At 68.2% G+C, this 20,962-nt stretch carries 22 protein-coding genes; 12 read left to right on the top strand and 10 right to left on the bottom strand.

The features are described 5' to 3' along the window. Positions 1–2: 2 nt before the first annotated feature. Positions 3–1,625: a phytoene desaturase family protein gene (locus OHA05_RS36015; RefSeq protein ID WP_328862956.1), complete on the top strand. Its 1,623-nt coding sequence runs from the start codon at positions 3–5 to the stop codon at positions 1,623–1,625. A gap of 54 nt (positions 1,626–1,679) precedes the next feature. On the opposite strand, the gene OHA05_RS36010 is transcribed toward OHA05_RS36015, so the two are convergent. The 4 genes from OHA05_RS36010 to OHA05_RS35995 all read right to left on the bottom strand — a co-directional run bounded on the left by OHA05_RS36010 (position 1,680) and on the right by OHA05_RS35995 (position 4,932). After that, a complete protein-coding gene (locus OHA05_RS36010) occupies positions 1,680–2,552 on the bottom strand; it encodes an SDR family oxidoreductase (protein WP_328862955.1) in 873 nt (290 codons plus the stop codon). Positions 2,553–2,580: 28 nt separating this feature from the next. Continuing rightward, on the bottom strand, positions 2,581–3,765 hold the full coding sequence (locus tag OHA05_RS36005; RefSeq protein WP_328862954.1) for a zinc-dependent alcohol dehydrogenase: 1,185 nt from the start codon (positions 3,763–3,765) through the stop codon (positions 2,581–2,583). A gap of 13 nt (positions 3,766–3,778) precedes the next feature. After that, positions 3,779–4,582, bottom strand: coding sequence for an SDR family NAD(P)-dependent oxidoreductase (locus OHA05_RS36000; protein ID WP_328862953.1), 804 nt, complete (start codon positions 4,580–4,582; stop codon positions 3,779–3,781). A gap of 155 nt (positions 4,583–4,737) precedes the next feature. Beyond that, positions 4,738–4,932 carry a DUF6381 family protein gene (locus OHA05_RS35995; protein ID WP_328862952.1) on the bottom strand — a complete coding sequence of 65 codons (195 nt, stop codon included), beginning with the start codon at positions 4,930–4,932 and terminating at the stop codon, positions 4,738–4,740. 518 nt (positions 4,933–5,450) lie between these two features. On the opposite strand from OHA05_RS35995, the gene OHA05_RS35990 reads away from it, so the two are divergent. The 3 genes from OHA05_RS35990 to OHA05_RS35980 are packed head-to-tail and all read left to right on the top strand — an operon-like array spanning position 5,451 to position 7,898. After that, the gene (locus tag OHA05_RS35990; RefSeq protein ID WP_328862951.1) at positions 5,451–6,254 is read left to right on the top strand and encodes an alpha/beta fold hydrolase; all 804 of its coding nucleotides are present in this window, start codon (positions 5,451–5,453) and stop codon (positions 6,252–6,254) included. Then, the gene (locus OHA05_RS35985; protein ID WP_328862950.1) at positions 6,254–7,522 is read left to right on the top strand and encodes a PP2C family protein-serine/threonine phosphatase; all 1,269 of its coding nucleotides are present in this window, start codon (positions 6,254–6,256) and stop codon (positions 7,520–7,522) included. Before OHA05_RS35990 ends, OHA05_RS35985 begins: the two co-directional genes overlap by 1 nt. Position 7,523: 1 nt before the next feature. After that, positions 7,524–7,898 (top strand): STAS domain-containing protein, encoded by a 375-nt coding sequence (locus OHA05_RS35980; protein WP_328862949.1) that lies wholly within the window; start codon positions 7,524–7,526, stop codon positions 7,896–7,898. 123 nt (positions 7,899–8,021) lie between these two features. On the opposite strand, the gene OHA05_RS35975 is transcribed toward OHA05_RS35980, so the two are convergent. Continuing rightward, positions 8,022–8,690: a type III effector protein gene (locus OHA05_RS35975; protein ID WP_328862948.1), complete on the bottom strand. Its 669-nt coding sequence runs from the start codon at positions 8,688–8,690 to the stop codon at positions 8,022–8,024. 129 nt (positions 8,691–8,819) lie between these two features. On the opposite strand from OHA05_RS35975, the gene OHA05_RS35970 reads away from it, so the two are divergent. The 3 genes from OHA05_RS35970 (at position 8,820) to OHA05_RS35960 (ending at position 10,223) form a co-directional block, all read left to right on the top strand. Further along, positions 8,820–9,251 (top strand): Hsp20/alpha crystallin family protein, encoded by a 432-nt coding sequence (locus OHA05_RS35970; RefSeq protein WP_328862947.1) that lies wholly within the window; start codon positions 8,820–8,822, stop codon positions 9,249–9,251. Positions 9,252–9,361: 110 nt separating this feature from the next. Next, positions 9,362–9,751, top strand: a complete 390-nt coding sequence (locus OHA05_RS35965) for a DUF2267 domain-containing protein (protein ID WP_328862946.1) — start codon at positions 9,362–9,364, stop codon at positions 9,749–9,751. Between the two features lie 37 nt (positions 9,752–9,788). Further along, positions 9,789–10,223, top strand: a complete 435-nt coding sequence (locus tag OHA05_RS35960) for a DUF2267 domain-containing protein (protein WP_328862945.1) — start codon at positions 9,789–9,791, stop codon at positions 10,221–10,223. A 250-nt stretch (positions 10,224–10,473) separates the two neighbouring features. On the opposite strand, the gene OHA05_RS35950 is transcribed toward OHA05_RS35960, so the two are convergent. The 3 genes from OHA05_RS35950 to OHA05_RS35940 all read right to left on the bottom strand — a co-directional run bounded on the left by OHA05_RS35950 (position 10,474) and on the right by OHA05_RS35940 (position 11,899). Beyond that, positions 10,474–10,800, bottom strand: a complete 327-nt coding sequence (locus OHA05_RS35950; RefSeq protein WP_328862944.1) for a plasmid stabilization protein — start codon at positions 10,798–10,800, stop codon at positions 10,474–10,476. 293 nt (positions 10,801–11,093) lie between these two features. Next, positions 11,094–11,543 (bottom strand): HD domain-containing protein, encoded by a 450-nt coding sequence (locus OHA05_RS35945; RefSeq protein ID WP_328862943.1) that lies wholly within the window; start codon positions 11,541–11,543, stop codon positions 11,094–11,096. 149 nt (positions 11,544–11,692) lie between these two features. Next, positions 11,693–11,899: a cold-shock protein gene (locus tag OHA05_RS35940; RefSeq protein WP_328862942.1), complete on the bottom strand. Its 207-nt coding sequence runs from the start codon at positions 11,897–11,899 to the stop codon at positions 11,693–11,695. Between the two features lie 335 nt (positions 11,900–12,234). Between OHA05_RS35940 and OHA05_RS35935 the strand changes: the two genes are divergently transcribed. From OHA05_RS35935 to OHA05_RS35915, 5 genes are all read left to right on the top strand, one after another. Beyond that, entirely contained in the window at positions 12,235–13,035 is an 801-nt protein-coding gene (locus OHA05_RS35935; protein ID WP_328862941.1) for a VOC family protein, read from the top strand. 592 nt (positions 13,036–13,627) lie between these two features. Continuing rightward, positions 13,628–14,203: a hypothetical protein gene (locus tag OHA05_RS35930; protein WP_328862940.1), complete on the top strand. Its 576-nt coding sequence runs from the start codon at positions 13,628–13,630 to the stop codon at positions 14,201–14,203. A 42-nt stretch (positions 14,204–14,245) separates the two neighbouring features. After that, complete coding sequence (locus OHA05_RS35925; protein WP_328863550.1) at positions 14,246–14,377, top strand: hypothetical protein; 132 nt, start codon at positions 14,246–14,248, stop codon at positions 14,375–14,377. A 114-nt stretch (positions 14,378–14,491) separates the two neighbouring features. Next, positions 14,492–17,110: a DEAD/DEAH box helicase gene (locus OHA05_RS35920; protein ID WP_328862939.1), complete on the top strand. Its 2,619-nt coding sequence runs from the start codon at positions 14,492–14,494 to the stop codon at positions 17,108–17,110. Between the two features lie 313 nt (positions 17,111–17,423). Next, complete coding sequence (locus OHA05_RS35915; RefSeq protein WP_328862938.1) at positions 17,424–17,948, top strand: hypothetical protein; 525 nt, start codon at positions 17,424–17,426, stop codon at positions 17,946–17,948. A gap of 112 nt (positions 17,949–18,060) precedes the next feature. Here the strand turns inward: OHA05_RS35915 and tpg are convergent, their stop codons facing one another. Beyond that, positions 18,061–18,618: a telomere-protecting terminal protein Tpg gene (gene tpg / locus OHA05_RS35910; protein ID WP_328862937.1), complete on the bottom strand. Its 558-nt coding sequence runs from the start codon at positions 18,616–18,618 to the stop codon at positions 18,061–18,063. A 6-nt stretch (positions 18,619–18,624) separates the two neighbouring features. Beyond that, a complete protein-coding gene (gene tap / locus OHA05_RS35905; protein ID WP_328862936.1) occupies positions 18,625–20,817 on the bottom strand; it encodes a telomere-associated protein Tap in 2,193 nt (730 codons plus the stop codon). Positions 20,818–20,962: the final 145 nt, after the last annotated feature.

Below are 20,962 nucleotides of genomic sequence, written 5' to 3'. Positions count from 1 at the left end.
CCATGCTGGACGCCGTGGTCATCGGAGCAGGGCCGAACGGCCTGGTGGCAGCGAACCTTCTGGCCGATGCGGGCTGGAGCGTCGAGGTCCTCGAAGCCCAGAGCGAGCCTGGGGGCGCTGTCCGCAGTGACCGCGGGGTGCACCCCGACTACGTGAACGATGTGTTCAGCGCCTTCTATCCGCTGGCCGCGGCGTCGCCGATCATTCAAAGCCTGGAGCTCCAGGCCGAGGGGCTGCGCTGGACCCATGCACCGTCCGTGCTCGCCCATCCCCTCACCGACGGACGCTGTGCCGTCCTCGAGCGGTCAGGAGAAGCGACGGCCGATGGTCTGGACGCCTTCGCCGCTGGGGATGGACCTGCCTGGTCGCGGATGTGCGGCACATGGGCCAAGGTCAGCCGGGATCTCCTGGACGCGCTCTTCACTCCCTTTCCGCCGCTCAAGGCGGGTGCCCGCCTCGCGTTGCGGCTGCGCGGGCCGGTCGGTCTGCCCCTGGCCCGGTCGCTCTTGCTGCCTGCGCGACGGCTGGGTGAGGAGGAATTCTGCGGTGGCGGCGGGCGGCTGCTGCTGGCGGGGAATGCCCTGCACGCGGATCTGGCTCCGGAGGCCGCGGGCAGTGGGGGCTTCGGGTGGCTGCTGTGCATGCTCGGTCAGCACTACGGCTTCCCGGTCCCTGCCGGCGGGGCGGGACAGCTGTCGGCTGCGCTCGTGCGTCGTCTCGAACGCCGTGGCTGCTCAGTGCGCTGCAGCGAACGGGTGCGGGAGATCGTCGTGCGAGGCGGTCGCGCCATGGGAGTGCGTACGGCAAGCGGGGAGGCCATTCCGGTGCGTCGCAGTGTGCTGGCCGACGTCTCTGCGCCCGACCTCTACGGTGGATTGGTGGACGAGGAGCACCTGCCGCGCGAACTTCTGGAGAGCATGCAGCGCTTCCAGTGGGACTTCGCCACCTTCAAAATCGACTGGTCGCTGGACGGCCGGATCCCGTGGAACGCTGAAGCCGCCGGCGGCGCTGGCACCGTACACCTGTCCGACAGCGTCGACGAGCTCACCCGCTTCGCAGCCCAGCTCGCCGCCGGACAGGTACCCGATCGCCCCTTTACCTTGCTGGGGCAGATGACGACCGCAGATCCTTCTCGCTCGCCGGCCGGCACCGAATCTGCCTGGGCCTACACCCACGTCCCGCAGACCACCACCGGCGATGCGGGTGAGGACGGCATCACCGGAGCGTGGGACGTGCGCGAACAAGAGGCGATGGCCGACCGCATGGAACGGCACGTGGAGCGCTACGCACCCGGCTTCCGCTCGCTGATCCGGGGCCGCAGAATTCTGGCCCCCCCGACCTTCCAGTCCCTCGACGCCAACCTCCACGGGGGTGCGATCAACGGAGGCACGGCCAGCCTGCATCAGCAGTTGATCTTCCGCCCGGTTCCGGGCACCGGGCGCCCAGAAACCCCGGTGAGGGGTCTGTACCTCGCTTCCGCTTCCGCGCACCCAGGCGGAGGGGTCCATGGCGCGTGCGGCGCCAACGCGGCCCGCGCAGCAATCCGTAGCACCGCCGGTACAGCGCGCGTTCTCACCTCTGCGCAGCGGCTCCTCGCCGGCCGACTCCGCATACAGCAACACTGAAGGTGCCGGACGGCGCCCACCTCCGCACGCGGAGGAACCGCGAGAGCATGCCGATCAGATGGCGTCACCGCGTATCGCTGCCGCGCGGCCGCCCGCCCCCAGTGGGCCGGTCGCGGTGAACGGCGAGCGGGTGAGGGCGCGACGTGCGAAATGGGTCACCAGGCCCGGCAACGCTGCACGTACCACCTGCACGGAGCGGAGCCAGGCGGGGAAGTACACAGCGGACGAGCGCTGCTCCGCGGCTGTGACGAGCCGTGCGGCGACGGTGTCGACCGGGTAGATCTTCCTGGCGGGTTTGGGCATGTGGGCCCGCAGTTCGCGCAGCACGGCATGCTGATCCGCGTCGCGGATCATGTCGGTGTCCATCCAGTTCAGGTAGGCAATGCCCACGCCGACGCCCTGCGGGCCCAATTCGGCGCGCATGGCATGCACGAATGACTCGACGCCTGCCTTGGACGCGCAGTAGGCGCTCATCATGGGCGAGGCCCCCATGGAGGCCAGCGAGGCAATCTGCAGGTAGTAGCCGTGCGTCGCGGTCAGCGAGGGCAGGAAGGCGCGGAGGGTGATCGCACTGCCGATCAGGTTCACCTCGATCACACGACGCCAGAGTGCGGGATCGGATGCGGCGAACGGACCACCTTCGGCTATACCGGCATTGGCCACCACCACCGATGGTGTGCCGAGGGAATGACTCACTTCGTCGGCGACGCGTTTCATTGCCTCGTCATCGGTGACATCCACTGACCAGTGCTTCGCCGTCGTGGGCAAGGAGGCAGCGACGGTGGCCAGTTCTTCCTCTTCGAGGCCCACGAGCGCCACACGGGCGCCGCGTTGGGCCAGGTGCCGGGCGATGCTTGCACCCAGGCCACGGGCGGCGCCCGTCACGACGGCGACGCGGCCTTCGAGAGGACGCTGATGGTTCGTCACTGCACCCTCCAGATGCGGCGAGTCCTGATCAGGGAGTGAAGAGGACCTTCACGGCGCCGTCCTGCTTCTTCTGGAACATTTCGTAGGCATCCGGCGCCTGGTCCAGCGGAAGGCGGTGGGTGGCGAAGGTCTCGACACCGAGCGGATCGGTGTCGGTGAGGAGGGGCAGGATGTCGTCCACCCAGCGCCAGACGTTGGCCTGGCCCATGCGCAGCTGGATCTGCTTGTCGAACATTTTCAGCAGGGGCAGGGGGTCGGCCATGCCGCCGTACACACCGGACAGGGAGATGGTGCCGCCTCGTCGGACCAGGTCGATGGCCAGATGGAGGGCGGAGAGGCGGTCCACACCGGCGCGTTGCATCATCTTGGCCGCCAGCGTGTCGGGCAGCAGCGTGGTCATGTGCTGGGCGGCCTTCGCCACGGAGGCGCCGTGGGCTTCCATGCCGACAGCGTCGATGACGGAGTCGGGGCCGCGGCCGTCCGTGAGGTCGCGGACGGCTTCTACGATCTTGTCGCCGTATTCTTGGAGGTCCAGGGTGTGCACGCCCTGAGCCTTGGCCCGTTCCAGGCGCTCCGGTACGAGGTCGATGCCGATGACCTTGTCGGCGCCGCGGTGGGCTGCGATGCGGGTGGACATGTCGCCGATCGGTCCCAGGCCCAGCACCGCGACGCTGCCGCCGGGCGGGATGGCTGCGTAGTCGACGGCCTGCCAGGCGGTCGGCAGGACGTCGGAGAGGTAGACGAACCGGTCGTCCGGGGGGCCCGGAGGGACGGCGATGGGCAGCGTGTTCCCGAACGGGACACGCAGGTATTCGGCCTGTCCCCCGGGCACCTGTCCATAGAGCTTCGTGTAGCCGAACAGCGAGGCGCCGGAGCCGTGTTCGTGGACCTGGGTGGTCTCGCATTGCGATTGCAGGCCCTGCTTGCACATGAAGCAGGTGCCGCAGGAGACGTTGAACGGCACTACGACGCGATCCCCCAGGCGCACATTGGTGACTTCGGGGCCGACTTCCTCGACCACACCCATCGGTTCGTGTCCCAGGATGTCGCCGGCGTCCAGGAACGGGCCCAGGACTTCATACAGGTGGAGATCGGATCCGCACAGACCGGTGGTGGTCACCTTGATGATCACATCGGTCGGATCCTGAATCGTGGGATCGGGGACCGTGTCGACCCGTACGTCCCGCTTGCCGTGCCACGCCAGCGCCTTCATGCATCCTCCCTCGTCAGTTACTGCCGTCGCCCGATCCCGGTTCGGCCATCTTGCGGTGAGCCCCGGCCTTCGCCTTGTCAGGCAGCACCTTGTTGACCAGCCCTTGCGCCTTGGTCTTCGCCGAACCGGCGACGATCTTGTCCTTGCCGGCGAACAAAGCGTCGAGGCCCTGCTCGGCAACCTGTGCCGGATCGTCCTTCGCCTGTTGCCCGACCTTGGTGTCGTCCATATCGGCACGGTGGAAGAAGTCTGTCTCGGTGGGCCCGGGCATCAGAGAAGTCACGGAGAGCCCGGTGTCCTTGAGCTCGTTCTGCAGCGCCTGGGCGAAGGACTGCAGGAACGACTTGGACGCGTTGTAGACCGCCTGGAAAGAGCCCGGCATCGTCGAGGCGATCGACGATGTGATCAGCACGCGTCCCTCGTCATCGGTGGCCATGTCGCGCAGGACGCGCTTGGCCAGATGCACCGTGGAGCGGACGTTCAGGTCGACAATCTCCAGCTCGTCCACCAGCGCCGTGTCGAGGAACGCACCACCGCGGCCGACACCGGCGTTCAGCGCAGCGACCGCCACCGGCCGGCCCGTCGCCTGGACGGCGGCATAGAAGCGCTCAGCTTCCTCGAAGCGCCGCAGATCCGCCTGGACGGCCTGCACCTGCACACCTTCCGTCCGGATCTGTGCGGCCGCGTCGTGGAGCCGGTCGTGGTCCTCGGCATTGATGACCAGATCGAAGCCGCGACCGGCGAGCTGCCTGGCCAGCTCAAAGCCGATCCCGCTGGAGGCGCCGGTCACGATGGCCAAAGGCTTGACGGGAATCATGGTCTGCCGAGTACCCGCGGTACTCAATTCACACATAACACCCAGAACGAAATCTTCCCGAACGGCGGCAGCGGCCTGGACAAAGCGATTCAGCGGTCGGTCCTGCGCCTCAGGGGAACAGGACCGACCGCCGACCCCACGCTGGAGCAGAGCCCTTACAGGGGGTTCATCCCCATGTCACCGGGGCCCTCTCCGCCCGTTCGCTTGCTCTCTTCCGTCAGGTGGTTGGCCTTGTCCATGAGGCGCTTGCGCTCCTCCGGATCGGTGGCACGCTCGGCAGCATCCTTCAGCTCCTGCGCCTTCGCGCGCATCTGCTGGGCACGGCCGCCGGACTCACTCGCACTCGACATGATCACTCCAGGGACTCGGGGAGAGCGGACCACCTCAGCGAAGCAGCAGCCCTACCCGACTGCATCCCGAAGCCTCACGCATCGTGACGACGCCTGCGGTCCCCGAGCCCTGTCGGCCGACGATCTAGACGGCCGTCGTGCAGGGCCGGGTCCTCAGCGGCGCCGGTGCTGACCTTTACCGCCAGACCGTCCCTGCTGTTCATTTCGAGCATGCTTCGCAGCAGCGATTCGCAACGGTCTCGCCGCTCCCCTGAATGATCTGCCGGCGACGCCTACCTGCCGCCAGCGAAGTCTCATACGCCCGCACCATAGGAACCCACTCCCCGTCAGCCGTCTCAGTTGCCTGCAGTGGTTGCTTGGCCCTGATGCGCCGTCACAACAACGGTCTCCCTGGACTGGGCCCAGACCCGCCCCGCAGGTCAGACTCCGAGGCAGCCGCGCTGCTCGGTCGGGAGGCAGCTTTCGCACGCCGAACCCTCACCCGCGATCCGCTGCTCGCGGGTGAGACCATGATTCGTATGAGCATCACGAGCAGGAACAATGTTGTGGTGACCGGCCGCGAAGACGGGCGGGTCATGGTGCTGGCGCACGGGTTCGGCTGTGACCAGAACATGTGGCGCCTGGTCGTCCCCACCTTGGCCGAGGAATTCCGGCTGGTCCTGTTCGACTACGTCGGCTCCGGGCGCTCCGACGCGTCGGCGTGGAGCGAAGAGCGCTACGGCTCCCTGGATGGCTACGCCCGCGACGTCGTGGAGATCTGCGACGAGCTGGATCTGCGGGACGCGGTATTCGTCGGGCACTCGGTCAGCGCGATGGTCGGCGTGCTGGCGGCGGCCGCCGCCCCGGAACGCATCACCTCCCTGGTCATGGTCGGCCCTTCACCCTGCTACATCGACGACATCGGCTACCGAGGCGGTTTCAGCTCCGAGGACATCGACGAGCTGCTGGAGTCGCTCGAGTCCAACTATCTGGGCTGGTCCGCGGCGATGGCCCCGGTGATCATGGGCAACCCGGAGCGCCCCGAACTCGGCGAAGAACTGACCAACAGCTTCTGCGCCACCGACCCGGACATCGCCCGCGTTTTCGCCCGGACCACCTTCCTGTCGGACAGCCGCGAGGAACTGAAATCCGTGACGGTGCCGACGCTGGTCCTGGAGTGCACGCAAGACGTCATCGCACCACGGGAAGTGGGGGCCTTCGTGCACTCCGCGATTCCAGGAAGCCGCCTGATCACGCTGGAAGCGACCGGACACTGTCCTCAGCTGAGCGCCCCCGAGGCGACAGCCGCAGCAGTAGCCGCCTTCGCCCGGGAGCAGTGTTGATGTGCCGTACGGGGCAGGGCCCCGAGCCGGACAGAGACGAAGCCGCGGACGCGCTGTTCACCGCCCTACTGGAGGACAGCGCCGAGGAGCTCTACGAGTCCGCGCCGTGCGGCTACCTGTCCACCCTCATGGACGGCACCATCGCCAAAATCAACGCCACGCTGCTGACCTGGCTCGGCCGGGAGCGGGACGACGTCGTCGGTCGCACGCGATTCGCCGACCTGCTCACCGTAGGCGGCAAGCTCTACCACGAGACCCACTTCGCCCCGCTGCTTCGCATGCAGGGCGAGATCAACGGCATTGCTCTGGAGATCAAGGCGTCTGACGGCAGCCGGTTGCCAGTGCTGGTCTCCTCCCGCGTCAAGCGCAGCAGTGACGGTGAACCGATACTCATCCGAACCAGCGTTTTCGATGCCCGCGATCGCCGCGCTTACGAAACCGAACTGCTACGGTCCCGCAAAGCCGCCGAGGAAGCCCGCGCGCAGGCGGAAGCTGACCGCGCACGGCTTCAGGAGGCTCTCGCGGTACTGCAGCGGAGCCTGCTGCCCACCGCGCTTCCGGACGTACCGGGCCTGGAGGCCGCCTCCTACTATCACACCGCCTCTCCGGACCAGCTCGGCGGCGACTTCTACGACCTGTTCCCGCTGGACGGCACACGCTCGGCGTTCTTCCTCGGCGACGTATGCGGCAAAGGCCCTCAAGCAGCAGCCGTGACCTCACTGACTCGCTACACACTGCGCGCCGCAGCCCTCCATGACGACGACCCCATCGCTGCCTTGACCACCCTCAACACCGTGCTGCACGAGCGCTACAGCAGCGGGGACCCCCGCTTTTGCACCGCGATTTTCGGCATTCTGGAACCGGACGATTCCGGCACGGTCACCGTGCGTCTGGCGGCCGGCGGCCACCCTCCCGCGCTCATCCTCCGCGCCGACGGCCACGCCGAATTCCTGCCCACCCCCGGCGGGCTGCTCGTCGGCATCCTGCCCGCGCCTCACTTCACGCCAGCCCAAGCCACACTGCACCCAGGTGACACTCTCCTGCTCTACACCGACGGACTCACCGAAGCTCGCACCGGCCCGGACCGCGAACTGTTCGGCGACGAAGCCCTCCGCACCTTTGCCGCCGGCCTCGCACCCGCTGGAGCACACGAGCTCATTGAGGGCCTCATCGGCCTACTGACCAGCCTCGGCAACGGCCTGGACGACGACACAGCCCTCCTCGCCCTCGGCATCCCCACCCATCCCACCCCGCGAGTGAACGACTGACATGCGCGCACTGACGGTCACCGTCCGAGACGCCAGCACCGGTCCCGTAGTGGAAATCGCCGGTGACCTGGACTACGAAACCGCCCCTCGCCTGCGCCAGGCCGTTGAAGGCCTAGCCCTCGAACCCGGCACGTTGCTCGTGCTGGACCTGGCACGGCTGGAGTTGTGCGATTCCAGTGGCATCACCGCCTTCATCGTGGCCCGCAACCGAGCGATTGCCGCCCAGGCAGAGGTTGCCCTGACCGCGGTCCCGGCCCACACGGCACGGGTCCTGCGCGTCGTCGGCCTCGACCAGATCTTCAACCTGTACCCCGACGCAGATTCCGCCGCCCTGCCGTCTGCGGTTCAGCCACCACCCACCGCAAACAACCGGTAGCGCTCAGGTCGTTCGGTGTGGTGAGACGTGCCGGGGCAACTCCGCCCGGTTCGCCTCGTCAGTAATGCCGGCTCCGTCAGCCCGAACCGCCTGAGTTCGCCGCAGGAGTGCTTCTCAAGCGTCTCAACTCCCCGGCTGTTCGGTCGTCGTCGGTCCGTTGCGGAGCTCGTCGGTGTGGCGCGTGACGCTGTGGACGCGGGCGGCGAGGTCGGGGTGGCCGGCTGTCAGGTGGGTGTAGGTGTCGGCCAGGGGTGCGATGAGGTTGGCGGCGTCGTTGTCCGCGAGGGCGTCGGCGAGCCTGGCCAGGGGGAGGCGGGCCCGAGCCGGGAGATCCGTGAGGGCGGTGATCTGGCCGGCGAGCCGGCGCAGATCTCCGGCGTTGCCGCGGGCCCAGGCGGTGACGGTGCGGCCGGCGGCGCGGCGGTCGCGGGTGGCCTGTACCCGCTCTTCGCCGGTGCTGCCGGGGGTCCCGGGGCGTACGCGCAGGTAGCGGCGTTCGGCGGCCTGGCGGCTGGCGACACCGAGGGGGTGGGCGAGGTCGGCCCAGCTGGCGCCGGCCGCGCGGGCGGCTTCGATCAGTCCGGGTTCCCATCCCGCGAGTCGGTCCCTCAGCTCGCGCAGCAGGAGCAGGGTGGCCAGTGCCTGTTCGGGGCCGGCGGCCGGTGCGGGTTCGGGGTGCTGCCCGGCCTGCGGGGGAGCCTGGGCGGTGCGTACCGCCTCGTCGATGGCGCTCAGCGCCGCCGCGGCGGCGGGCAGGGATGTGGGGTCTTTGGCCTGGTCGGCGGCGGTCATGGAGGCCCTTTCCGTGTGTGTCACCCTTCTGACGACATCGTGCTTGTCATCGTTTGGATGACATGTTACAACGGTGTCAGGTGAAGCGCATTGGCAGTTTCTGCCTGAACCGACTGGAGGTGTTTCGCGATGTTGATGCGCACCGATCCGTTCCGCGAACTCGACCGGCTCACCCAGCAGCTCCTGGGCACACCCGGCACCTGGTCCCGGCCCTCGACCATGCCGATGGACGCCTATCGCGAGGGCGACGAGTATGTGATCGCCCTCGACCTGCCCGGTGTCGGAAGGGAAGCGATCGACATCGACGTCGAGCGCAACATGCTGACCGTCAGGGCCGAGCGCCGGCCGGTCGTCAAGGCCGACGATGTGCAGATGGAGCTCTCCGAGCGGCCACTCGGTGTCTTCTCCCGCCAGCTCGTGCTGGCCGACACCCTCGACACCGAGCGCATCACGGCCGACTACGACGCGGGCGTCCTGACCCTGCGGATCCCGATCGCCGAGCGGGCCAAGCCCCGCAAGATCGCCATCGGCGAGCAATCGCCCCGGCAGATCAGCGGCTGAGTCGCCGAACCACCGCACGAGCCGCGGAGAACGGAACCCGATCTCCCCCTCCCTCCCGTCCTCCGCGCGCCATGAAGAACAACCGACCCATGGCAGAAGGGGGCAGTGCCATGCGATGGGAAGCATTCCTCGAAAAGGTTCAGGACCGAGGTGAATACGGCACCCGTGAGGAAGCCGAACGAGCGGCCCGCACAGTTCTCGCGCTGTTGGGGGCGCACCTCGTCGGTGAGGTCCGGGCCGAGCTGGCCTCCCGGCTACCGGAGACCTTCGCCCTGATCCTGCTCAATCCGCTGCAAGCCGCCGAACCGCTTCCACCGGACCGCTTCGTGCGAGCCACCTCGGCCTGGATCGAGGGAGCCACCGAACAGACCGCCACCTGGGACGTCAGCGCGGTGCTGAGTGTGACCGCAGATGCCGCCGGCGAGGACCTCACGCGCCGCGTCCTGCTCCAGCTCCCCCCGGGATACGACCTGCTCTTCGGCCGCCCCGAGCCCACATAACTGCATCTCGCTCAGGATCAGAAAGGCAGCACTTCCGATGTTCGTCCAGCCTGCACCAGCCCCCCGCTCCCTGGAGATGACGTTCGACCAGATGCTCGAAAGGATCCGCTACGCAGGCGCGTACCCGACACGCGAGCGGGCAGCGGAAGCCGTACACGCCGTGATGACCGGCCTCGGCCGCCAGCTCTCCGGCGAGGAACGGGTCGAACTCGCCGCTCGCCTCCCCATCGAGGCCGCGATCACCTTCACCGCCCAGATCCCCACCGCCGAACCCCTCACCGGCTTCGGCTTCGTCAAGGAGATCGCCGCCCGCACGGGCGGAACCCCCGCAACCGCGCGCTGGGACACCGGCGCCGTCCTCGCCACCGTCGCCGACCTGGCAGGCCCCGACCTCCTCGACCGCATCCTGACCCAACTCGCCCCGGGCTACGCCCTCCTGTTCGGTCGCGCCGAACTCATCCAGGCCGCCTGACGGATATGCCCGCCGGCGGGACACCGGGTCCCGCCGGCTGCCGTGACCGACGGGCATGACCTGGTCGGCCAGGCGGACGTCGCCCGCGCGCTGCCGGACCCGAAGGCCGGCGACCTCCTCGATGCTCTGTCCACCCACTGCCCCAGGCAACGTGCTCCTGCCCGGGCGCTACCGGCCTCAGCACGGCGCCGCGGCAGCCACGCGCTTCTCGCGCGCCGACTGCCGCGGCGTCATGTGAGCGGTCTCAGGTTCAGCGGCCGACGGCCTTGCGCAGCTGATCCTTGTTCATCGAGGAACGGCCCTCGATGTTCTTCTTCTTCGCCTCCGCGTACAGCTGGTCCCTCGTCGGGCCCTGCGAACCGCTGTGAGAGCGCTCACCACCGCGCTGGGAGGCGGACTTCTTGTCCTTCGTGGACGTCTTGCTCGCCGTCTTCGACTCCCCCGACCTGGCGCGCTCCTTGTTGACCGTCCGGGACGCGATCTCCTTCGCCCGGCCGGCCGAGGCACCGCGCTTCTCGGCGCCTTCCTTGATGTGCTCGTACTGACGCTCCCGCTTGGGACTGGAACCAGCCGGCATGACACCTCTCCTCACCGTCGAAGGACTCAGCAGACCCGACGGCCCACCTCACCCAGCGCCTTCCCGCGACCACCCACCGCATGCCCGGCCCAGCAACCGCACCCAACAGCATCCGTCATTCCCTCGTGTGCCGCCTCCTGCGAGACAGCACAGGTCCCGGCTGCAGCGCCGATGCCAGGCACTCGCGTGGCACACGGCGGGCCCATGGCTTGCATCGCCACTTGGCAGAGAGAGCCGCACTGAGCCGCTATCCACTTGCATCGCCACTTGGCAGAGAGAGCCGCACTGAGCCGCTATCCAGCCGGCAGGCCGAGCAGCTCGCGCAGCACCGTGTATTTCTCCCTGAGTCGGTTGCGGGTGGGTTCGTCGAGGAGCGCGAGCCGGTTCGGGTCGGCGTTGTGGGCGAGGTCGGCATCCTTGATGAGGAGGGCGCCACGGGTCGTGAGGATGCGGCGGGTGTAGGACTCGTCGCTCTCCCCGGGCCTTTTGGTCATGGCGTCGACCAGGTCTTTCACTGCCTGAGCCAGTTCGGCCGAGTCGAGCCACTCCCGGGTGAGCACGTCGTTCTCCAGCGTGTCGTGCAGCCAGGCGGCGGCGAGTTGCTCCTTCGAGCCGCCCCGCTCCCGCACACCGTCGACCACCGCCTGGACGTGCTCCATGTAGGGGCGTCCAGTGACGTCCACCTCGTGCGCGTGCGCTCTTCGCGCGATGGCCTCGACCTGGTCGAGCGTGAGACCCGGCATACGCACGACCCTACGCGTGGAGTGCCAATGACGCTGTACCACAAGGCTTGGAGGCAGTGCGGCAGGTCGCCGGACGGGACCGACTCTCTCAACTGCTGGACAGCCGATCATGTGAGAGCCGGGAAGGCAGCGTTGACACCCGGCGCCGGCTACCCGATGGGCATGACCTGCTCGGCCTGCGGTCCCTTGGGGCCCTGGACGACGTCGAACTCAACCTTGGCGCCTTCGGCCAGCTCTTTGAAGCCGGTTGTCTGGATCGCGGAGAAGTGGACGAACACATCCGGCCCGCCATCGTCTTGCTGGATGAAGCCAAAGCCTTTGTCCGCGTTGAACCACTTCACCGTTCCGGTCGCCATGCGCTTTCCCTAACGAATTCAGGGTGCTGCCAACCGTCGTAGAACGCAGAGCAGCACAAGTAGCGGACAGTGCAAAGTTGACTACCCGCAGCGATACACGCTAGCCACAGCACCTCTTACTGTCATCCCGCCACAAGAAGCGGAGGGCCGAACTCGCCAGAAGATGTAGCCGGTACGGCTGAACAACCGGCCGGCCTGACCGAGCCGCACACCGCGCCAGGTGGATCCAATCAGCACCCCCGCCTGGCCTAGCGTGCCCGTTTCAGGGCATTCGCACCGATAGAGCGGTGGTACGACTGGAGGTGGCCGGGAAGGGAGGAATCCCCGTGGTTCGGGTGGCAGCGAACGTGTTCGGCGCTCCGTGCTGGCTGAGCCTGGCAACGCGGGATCGCCAGGCGGCAGAGCGCTTCTACGCGGCGGTCCTGGGCTGGTCATTCCGGCAGGGTCGTTTCGGCCGTGCCTTTTCGGTTGCGGAAGTCGATGGGGTGCCGGTGGCCGGCATCGGGGCAGTGGCGGCGGAGTTCGCCGTGCCGGTGGCATGGACACCGTATTTCGCCGCCTATGACGCCGACGAGGTCGTCGCACGGGTACGTGAGCGGGGAGGCACGCTCGGGGTGGGCCCAGTCTCCTATCCGCCTGGCGGCCGGGCAGCGCTGGCGGCCGACCCCCACGGAGCCGTCTTCGGCATATGGGACGGGGACGTTCTGGCCGAGTGGAGTGTCAGCCTGCGCCGGTCGCCTGCCTGGCTGGAACTCCGTACGGTCAACGCGTTCGACGCGGCGATCTTCTACGGCGAGGTCATGGGCTGGGGCAAGGACGACAGTAACGGCTGCTGCGACATCTCATACGAAGACGATCAGGTCGTGCTCCGGCAGCGTGGCGAACCTGTTGCCCGCCTGAACAGCGGCCCAGTCGAGGAAGGCGCACCGAAGCCTCACCTTCGACCGCGCTGGCTGGTCCACTTCAAGGTTCCCCACCTGGGCACGGCAGTCGCGCTTGCTCTGGACAACGGTGGAAGTACCGTCACCGACGCCGAATGGGCCGGCGGGCACCAGGCGACACTCCGCGATCCCGACGGCGGCCTCTTCACCCTCGACCAATCACCGGAGGCCCACGAGGCCGTATCTGACGAATAGATTCGCTCTCGACGCGCTCGACCGCGCTCTGGGAGCGATCAGTTGCAAGGACTGGCCGGGACCTCTGCTTCAGCCGAGGGCAATGCAGGGATGGTTCGGAGGGCCGGTACACCCAGCGGACCGAACGAACGCGGTCGGTGCCGGCCGAGGTCGGCCTCGCCCTGGCTGGGCCGCGCTGGTGCCCGGCTGGCCGACGTCTTCGGGGCGAGGGGCAGCCGGAATACGGTCCTGCGTCTGGTCGATGCTCTCCCGGATCTCCTGCCACAGGTCCCGCGTGTGGTCGGCGTCGACGAGTACGCGATGCGCAGGGGCCGTGTCTACGGGACCGTGCTGGTCGACGTCGAGACCCGCAGGCCGGTGGACCTGCTGCCGGATCGCGAGGCAGGCAGGTCGCGACCTGGCTGGCCGAACGCCTGGGCATCAAGGTCGTCTGTCGCGATCGCGCCCCGTTCTTTGCCGGGGGTGCGAGCATGGGGCGCCCACCGCGGTCCAGGTCGCCGACCGGTTCCATCTGTAGCGCAACCTCGGCGAAGCGGCAGAGCGGTGTATCTCCCGCCACCGCTCGTGCTTCCGCGCGGCCTTCGCCGAGTCGGTGCCGCAGACGGTTCCGGCTCCAGCACCGGCCGAGAACGGGTCGCCACGGCCCACCGGGCACCGGTTCGCCGACCGTACCCGGGTCAAGCCCGCCAGCGTCCACGCGCTGCTGGCTGCCGGCCACAGCCGACGCTCGATCCAGCGACAGCTGGGCATGACCTACCGCACCGTCCAACGGCTGGCAGACGCCGCGAGGCCGGAAGACCTGTTCCAGGGGCAGTGGCAGAACCGCCCGACCAAGCTCGACGATTTCAAGCCCTACCTGCACGAGCGATGGGCGGAGGGCTGCACGAACGCCTGGACCCTCTGGGAAGAGATCAAGACACACGGCTACACTGCGGCTACGGAACCGTCGCGCCTACCTCCAGCCGTTTCGCACAACCCCGACCGCACCGGCAGCCCGCGCCAGGGTGAACACAGTCCCCAGCCGCTCCCGTTCGACGAGCTCTTGCAGAGGGCCCGCGAGGGCGGCGCCGTACCAGGCGGCGAGCCCGTTCCCGACCCCGCGGCCGACGGCGGCATCGAACGTCACAATGGCCCGCAAACCCATGCACGTACTCCTTTTGTCGGATGATCTCCCGCACACCCTAGGCACCGGCGGGCCTGGGGCCGGCGGGTGGCCTGGCCCGATGTCCGCGCTCCGGGCTCGGTGGAGGAGATCCGCGAGGCGTTCGGACCTCGCTGTTGGATCCAGTACCTGCCGCACGCCGGTGCGATCGAGCTCCGTGGCATCGGCTGGGCGGGCTGATTGCAACTCGGACTGGGCCCAGGTCTGACCACCGCGCCGTTCGCCGGTTCCTCACGTTCCGAACAGTCCGATGTCGATAGCCTGGAATTCGTGGTTCAGGGGAGGAAATAGCTCGTGATCAGGCTCCGTGAGCATCAGGTGGAAGCGAAGCGGCGGATTATCAAGGCCCGTGCCGCTTCTGCACGCTCCCCGCAGTCGGGGCGTGGTCTGCGGGCGACGGTCGTCTCCGCGACCGGTTCGGGCAAGACCTACACCGCTGCCTCCGCCGCCTTGGACCTCCACCGGCACGGGCGGGTCCTGGTCATGGTGCCGACGCTTGAACTGCTGGTGCAGACGGCTGAGTCGTGGCGCAGGGTCGGGCACACGGCGCCGATGGTGGCGGTGTGCTCGATCGAGAAGGACGAGGTCCTGGACGCTCTGGGCGTGCGGACGACGACGAACCCGATCCAGCTCGCCCTGTGGGCCGGGACCGGGCCGGTCGTGGTCCTGGCAACGTATGCCTCCCTCGTCGACCGCGAGGATCCGAGCGATCCGTCGGGCCGGGTCCGTGGCCCGCTGGAGACCGCGCTCGCCGGCGGCCCGGCCCTGTACGGGCAGCAATTGGCCCCATTCGACCTCGCCGTCATCGACGAGGCTCACGGAACCGCCGGTGACCTGGGAAAGCCGTGGGCCGCCATCCACGACAACAAGCGCATCCCCGCAGCCTTCCGTCTGTACCTGACCGCGACCCCGCGGATCCTCGCACCGGCCCGGCCCGCCCGCGGCCGCGACGGCGAAGAGATGGCGCTGGCGACGATGGCCTCGGACCTCGACGGCGTCTACGGCGAGCGGATCTACGAACTCGGCCTGTCCGAGGCGGTGGAACGCGGCATCCTCGCACCCTTCGAGATCGACGTCCTGGAGATCGAAGACCCCGACTTCTCGGTCGGCCTGTCCGAGGACGCGATGCGCGGCCGCCGCCTGGCGCTGCTGCAGTCAGCGCTCCTCGAGCACGCGGCGAAGCTCAACCTGCGTACCGTGCTCACCTTCCACCAGCAGGTCGAGGAGGCGAAAGCGTTCGCGGCGAACCTGCCCGTCACGGCCGCAGAGCTCCATGAGACGCAGGTGTCCGAGCATGCGCTGGCCGAAGCCGATGCCCGGCCCGCATCCTCCATCCATGCCGAGCCGAACGACCTGGAGGACCTGGCACGGGAGCTGCATGTGCCAGCGAACCGGGTATGGGCCGACTGGCTGTGCGGCGACCACCCCATCGCCCACCGCCGTCAGGTCCTGCGGCAGTTCGCGAACGGCATCAACGCCGACAGCCGGCGCGTGCACCGCGCGTTCCTCGCCTCCGTGAGGGTTCTCGGCGAAGGTGTCGACATCGTCGGTGAGCGGGGGGTGGAGGCCGTGTGCATCGTCGGCGCCCGCGGGTCGATGGTGCAGATCGTGCAGAACATCGGCCGCGGTCTGCGCCCGAACCCGGATGGGACGGCGAAGACCTGCCGCATCATCGTGCCCGTCTTCCTGCAACCGGGCGAGGACCCCACGAACATGGTCGCCTCCGCCAGCTTCCAGCCCCTCGTCGACATCCTCCAAGGCCTGCGCTCACACGACGAACGCATCGTCGAGCAGCTCGCCTCTCGCTCCCTCACCCGTCAGCCCCGGGAGAAGAAGCACCACGTCACCACCAGCACGAGCGAGGGGGGCGGTGAGGGCGAGGCCTCCGAGACGGAGCCGGTGAGCGTGATGATGAACTTCGCCTCCCCGCGCGACCCTGCCACGATCGCCGCGTTCGTCCGCACCCGTGTCATCCGCCCCGACGCGACCGTCTGGCTGGAAGGCTGGCAGGCCCTGCAGAACTGGCGCACCCACCACGGGATCACCGGCCGCCGCCCAGTCCCCTACGACACCACCGTGACCATCAACAACGAGCCGTTCAACCTCGGGGCATGGATCCACGAACAGCGCCGCAACTACCGCGCAGGTCTCCTCGACGAGCACCGCCGCGAACTGCTTGACGCAGCCGGCATGGTGTGGGAACCGGGCGACGAAGCCTGGGAAAAGAAGCTATCCGCGCTGCGCTCCTTCCACCGCGCGCACGGGCACCTGGCCCCCCGGCAAGACGCCGTGTGGGAGGACGTCGAGAGCGGCGAGAGCGAACCGGTCCCAGTCGGGCAGCACATGGCCAACCTCCGCAGGAAGGGAGGCCTCAGCAAAGACACCGACCGCGCCGAACGACGCGCGGCACAGCTCACCGCGATCGACCCCGACTGGAACTGCCCCTGGCCACTGGACTGGCAACGCCACTACCGCGTGCTTGCCGACCTCCTCGACGCCGACGGCCTACTACCGGTCATCGAACCGGGTGTTCTCTTCAACGGCGACGACCTCGGCACATGGATCAACAGGCAGTCCCGCGACTGGAGCCAGCTCTCCAAAGCGCAGCAACAGCGCCTCACCCGACTGGGCATCACGCCAGCCCCGAAGCCGCTGACTGCGCCGCGGGCGAAGGCTGCCGCGAAGAGGCCGATGTCGCTGGCGTTCCAGCGCGGCGTGACTGCACTCGCGCAGTACATCGCACGAGAGGGCACCACGACGGTTCGCCGGCCGCACCGCGAGACGATCCTCATCGACGGTGAAGAACATGAACTCGCCCTCGGCATCTGGTACGCCAACCAGAAACAACGCCGCCAAGGCCTCACCGAACCCCAACGGGCAGCCCTCGCCGACCTCGGCGTGGAGTGGGCATGATCCGGCGTCCTGCCGATGGTTTGGTAGGCACGGCGTCGGCGATGCCTTGGTGGGCGGTCCTCGTGGGGTCAGAAGGCCATTCACGAGTACACCGACAGCGCCATGCCCACCGCACATCGCACACGATCCCAAGCTCCGCGCCATCTGGAGCCGACAACGACACATGTCTGCGACTGGCTCAGAACAGCACCCCTACTACCGCGCACTCACGCCGCTGCTCGACACCCATGCCGATCAACTGGCCGGGTCAATCGACGCATCTGAACCGATCGCCCAGGCGAAGGGCCGCGGTCCCGCCTGAGAAACTCCACCCATGTTCGACCTGACCGACGAATTCCTCCAGCCCCTCACCGGCGTGATCCGCTACCACCGAGCGGATCTCCGCCACCCCGTCGCCGGCACCTGGACCATCCAGATCCCCCTCGCGCCCTTCTCGGCGGACGACGAATACGAGCCCACGACCTTCCGCCCCGGCCTCGGCGGGCCAACGCTCATCGAGACCGAGATCAGCCTGGACTTCATCAATCTGCCAGCCACGCACCTTATGGCCCTGAACCAGCAAACCTTCCCCTTCGCCACGGACTTCGAGGAGGGCTTCATCGATGGCTCGATCTATCTCCTCGCCACCCACAACCGAGTGAACGTGACCCGTATCAACTTCGGCGTAGCCGACACGGACCAGATCACCGCCAGCCTGCACGCCGCCTTCGACTTCGAACACGCTCGCACGGGAATCCACAACCGAACCGCGGAGCTGGACACCACGCTCCTGTTCCAGCTCGTGGACAGACTCCCCGCGCCTCAGCCGCCAACACACTATGGGAACCCCCATCTATAGCTGAGGCGAAGCGACAACAGCCAGCACCACCGATGGCGACAACAAGCCTGCCTATGTGACAGCGAACGTGCTCCGGCTCATGTCAGCGGCGTGGCGCGCAGCGTGAGCCCGTCTACAGCTCGAACTGGATGTGCTCGACGTCGGTGAAACGGACCTCTTCCAGGCTGCCGGCGCGGCGGCCGCCATCCTGGAAGTAGACCTCCTTAAGGGCGTCGGCGGCGATCTCCTGCAACTGCCGCTCTGTTGCGCCTTGTTCCTGGGCGGTGAAGAGGCGGGCGGCGTACTGGGGCGGCAGGGCGACGGTGAGGTGGCGGATGCGGTCCTGGTCGGTGGAGCCGATCGGGGCGGTGTAGCCGAGGCGGGCGCGGAAGTCGATGACGATGCCGTCGCTGGTGGCCGCGGTCTCCTTGGCTCTTTGCCTGATCTGTGGCTGCCAGCGCTTCTTGACCTCGCGCTCCAGGCGCTGCGCCAGATCCTTCCGTGGCTTCTTGATCTGGTCTTTCACGTAGCGTTCGACGGTGCGCTGGGAGATCCGCAGCATCTGGGCGACTTGTTTGGTGCTCTTGTACTGCTTGACCAGGTAGCGCATCTGCGCACCTGCGCTCTTGGGGATGGGGCGGGTGAAGGCTTTCTGGACGGCCTGCTCGAGGCCGTCTCCGAACGTTGCCATGTGCCGCTACTCCCCCGTGTCCGTGTGGATGATGCTGCCGTCTTTGATGTAGCGGGCGAGGTTGAGTTCCGGGCCGTGTTCTTCGCGGACGCCTTCGCCCCACAGCACGCTCTGAGTGCCCTCGTGCTTGACCATCCCTGGGGAGACGCCGAGACGGAAACCGCCCGGCAGCGGCATGCCTTCCCGGTAGGGCAGGAAATCGAGCGGGCTGGGCCCGTCGGCGGCGTAGACGGCGCAGTCGGACAGGACCGCGACCGGGTACTGGCCGGTGAAGGCTGCGTGCTTGAGCATTTTGCGGTGCATGTTGGTGCGGGTCTTGGAGATGACCGCGGCGCGGATGTCCGGACGCCATGTCGGCCGGGCGAGGGCCCGCCAGGGCTGGCCGGGCTTCCAGCCCTCGCCGCGTGGTCTTTCGCGGAGCTTGCCAATGCCGCCCTTTACGGTCGCCTTGATCGCGGAGACGACGATCGCCATGTCGGGGTCGTTGTTGCGGTAGCCGTCCATCGCCGCAAGGAACGCGTCCGGCGCCAGATCGGCGGCGACGCCGAGGTCGGCCATCGTCGCGACGTAGGCGTCGCGGAGCCGGTTGTACCAGCCGTCCAGGTAGCGGCCGTTGTCGTTCCGCACGTAGGCCTCGATCGGGGTGACGTCGTAGCCGAGCTCGACCGCGTACGCCACCGTCGGTGTCGCGTACCAGGCCGGACCGCCGGGCCGTTCGCCCTTCGGCGTAAAGGGGCTCGGCAGCAGATCGCCGTCCAGCTCCACCCAGTCCTTGCCGGACTTCACGCGTGACAGGTCGACGTGGGAGAGGTCGACCAGCCAGGAGCCGGGCAGTTTCGGATCGAACACCGGGTTCGTGACGTGGGTGGGGGCGCCGAGGCCGACGACGGTGCCGTTCGCACCGGCGGCGAACGCCATGTTCACGTCGATACCCACCAGATGCCGCTTCGTGCACTCGTCATCGGTGAGCGGCCGGGCCCAGTCGTACGCCTCCTCGACGAGCACCTCGGCAGGTCCCCGCTGGTGGAAGCGCGGCAGGTGGGCCAGGAGCGGATGCCCGTCGGGCACTTCACAGGGCGCAGGATCGACCGGCTCCTTCCCGAGCGAGCCGGGGTTGTGCTCGCTGTGCCGCTTACCGTCCGCGTCCGGCTCGGACGCCCGGGTCGGCGGATGCAGCGCGGTCATCAGTTCCAGGCCGGTCACCGCGGTGGAGCCGCGTGGCGTCATCACCCGCATCGCGTAGGTGCCCAGGACCCGCGCGAGGTCAGCCGGGGGTAGAACTGCGGCGTCCAGCCAGTGGCGGGTATCGAGCGCACCCCACGACGGGATGCACAACTGCACGCACTGGCGCCTGCCGCCCTCTGCCGGCCGGTAGATCCGGGCCCACGGCCCGAACCCGCGCCTGGTCAACTTCCACTCGGCCCGCACCAACTGCTTGACCGCCTTGTGGCCCTCGGGCAGGCGCCCCGAGAGACGCTCCGCGTCGCTGAGACGTGTGGGGAGGCCGTAGCGCTCCAAGGCAGCTTCGGTGAGCACGATCAGGGGGTCGGCGTCCTTACCGGGCCCGGACAGCTTCGGCTGTCCCAGCTTCGCCTCGGTAAGGGTCCACTCGACCAATGCCGGCAGCGATGCGGCGGGCACGTCCAGCACCAGACCTCCGATGCAGTACGCGAAGGCCGTCCCGTCCTCGACGTCGACCACCGCGAGCGGGCCGTTCCCACAACGCCGATCACCCACTGCCGCAGGGGCAGGCATCGCTGCAGCCCGTTCCGCTCTTGGGCGCCTCGATGACGGTCTGGCACTGCTTTCCACCGGACGGGACATCGCGACAGGGGTGGGGGCGGGTGCCTCAACCTGCTGCTGGTCGACAACCGCAGCGGGCGCAGGACCGGTCAGCCCTCCCAGGACCCTGGTCACGTCGGAGGTGGGAGCCGCTTCGGGCTCTGCGGGATAGCGAGCGGCGAGACCCTCGAGGAGCCGGACGTAGGCGGCACGTTTCGGCTGCCGTGGCTCACTCCGCCCCGACTCCCAATTCCCCACTGCCTCCCGGCGTGTGTCCAAGGCCTGGGCGATCTCCGCCTGGCTCAGCCCCGCCGCCTCACGCAGCCGCCGACGCTCCGCAGGCGGCGGCAGATCATCCTGAGCCACCTGCTCCAGCAGCGCGTCGACCGCGTTGAACAGCTCGTTCTCCGTGGGCACAGAGGTCACCTCCGCCGCCACTTTACCCCGATCGCTCAATCAAACGCGCATTGAATCGCGCACCACATCTCTCACCCATGGCCCGTAGAGAGAGGCCTGAAATCCGCACCCACGGACGGCAGGTGCCCGTGCGCGCACTATGACG

It is taken from the genome of Streptomyces sp. NBC_00306, assembly GCF_036169555.1.
Taxonomy (GTDB): Bacteria; Actinomycetota; Actinomycetes; order Streptomycetales; family Streptomycetaceae; genus Streptomyces; species Streptomyces achmelvichensis.
This window is presented reverse-complemented; position numbering and strand designations above follow the sequence as displayed.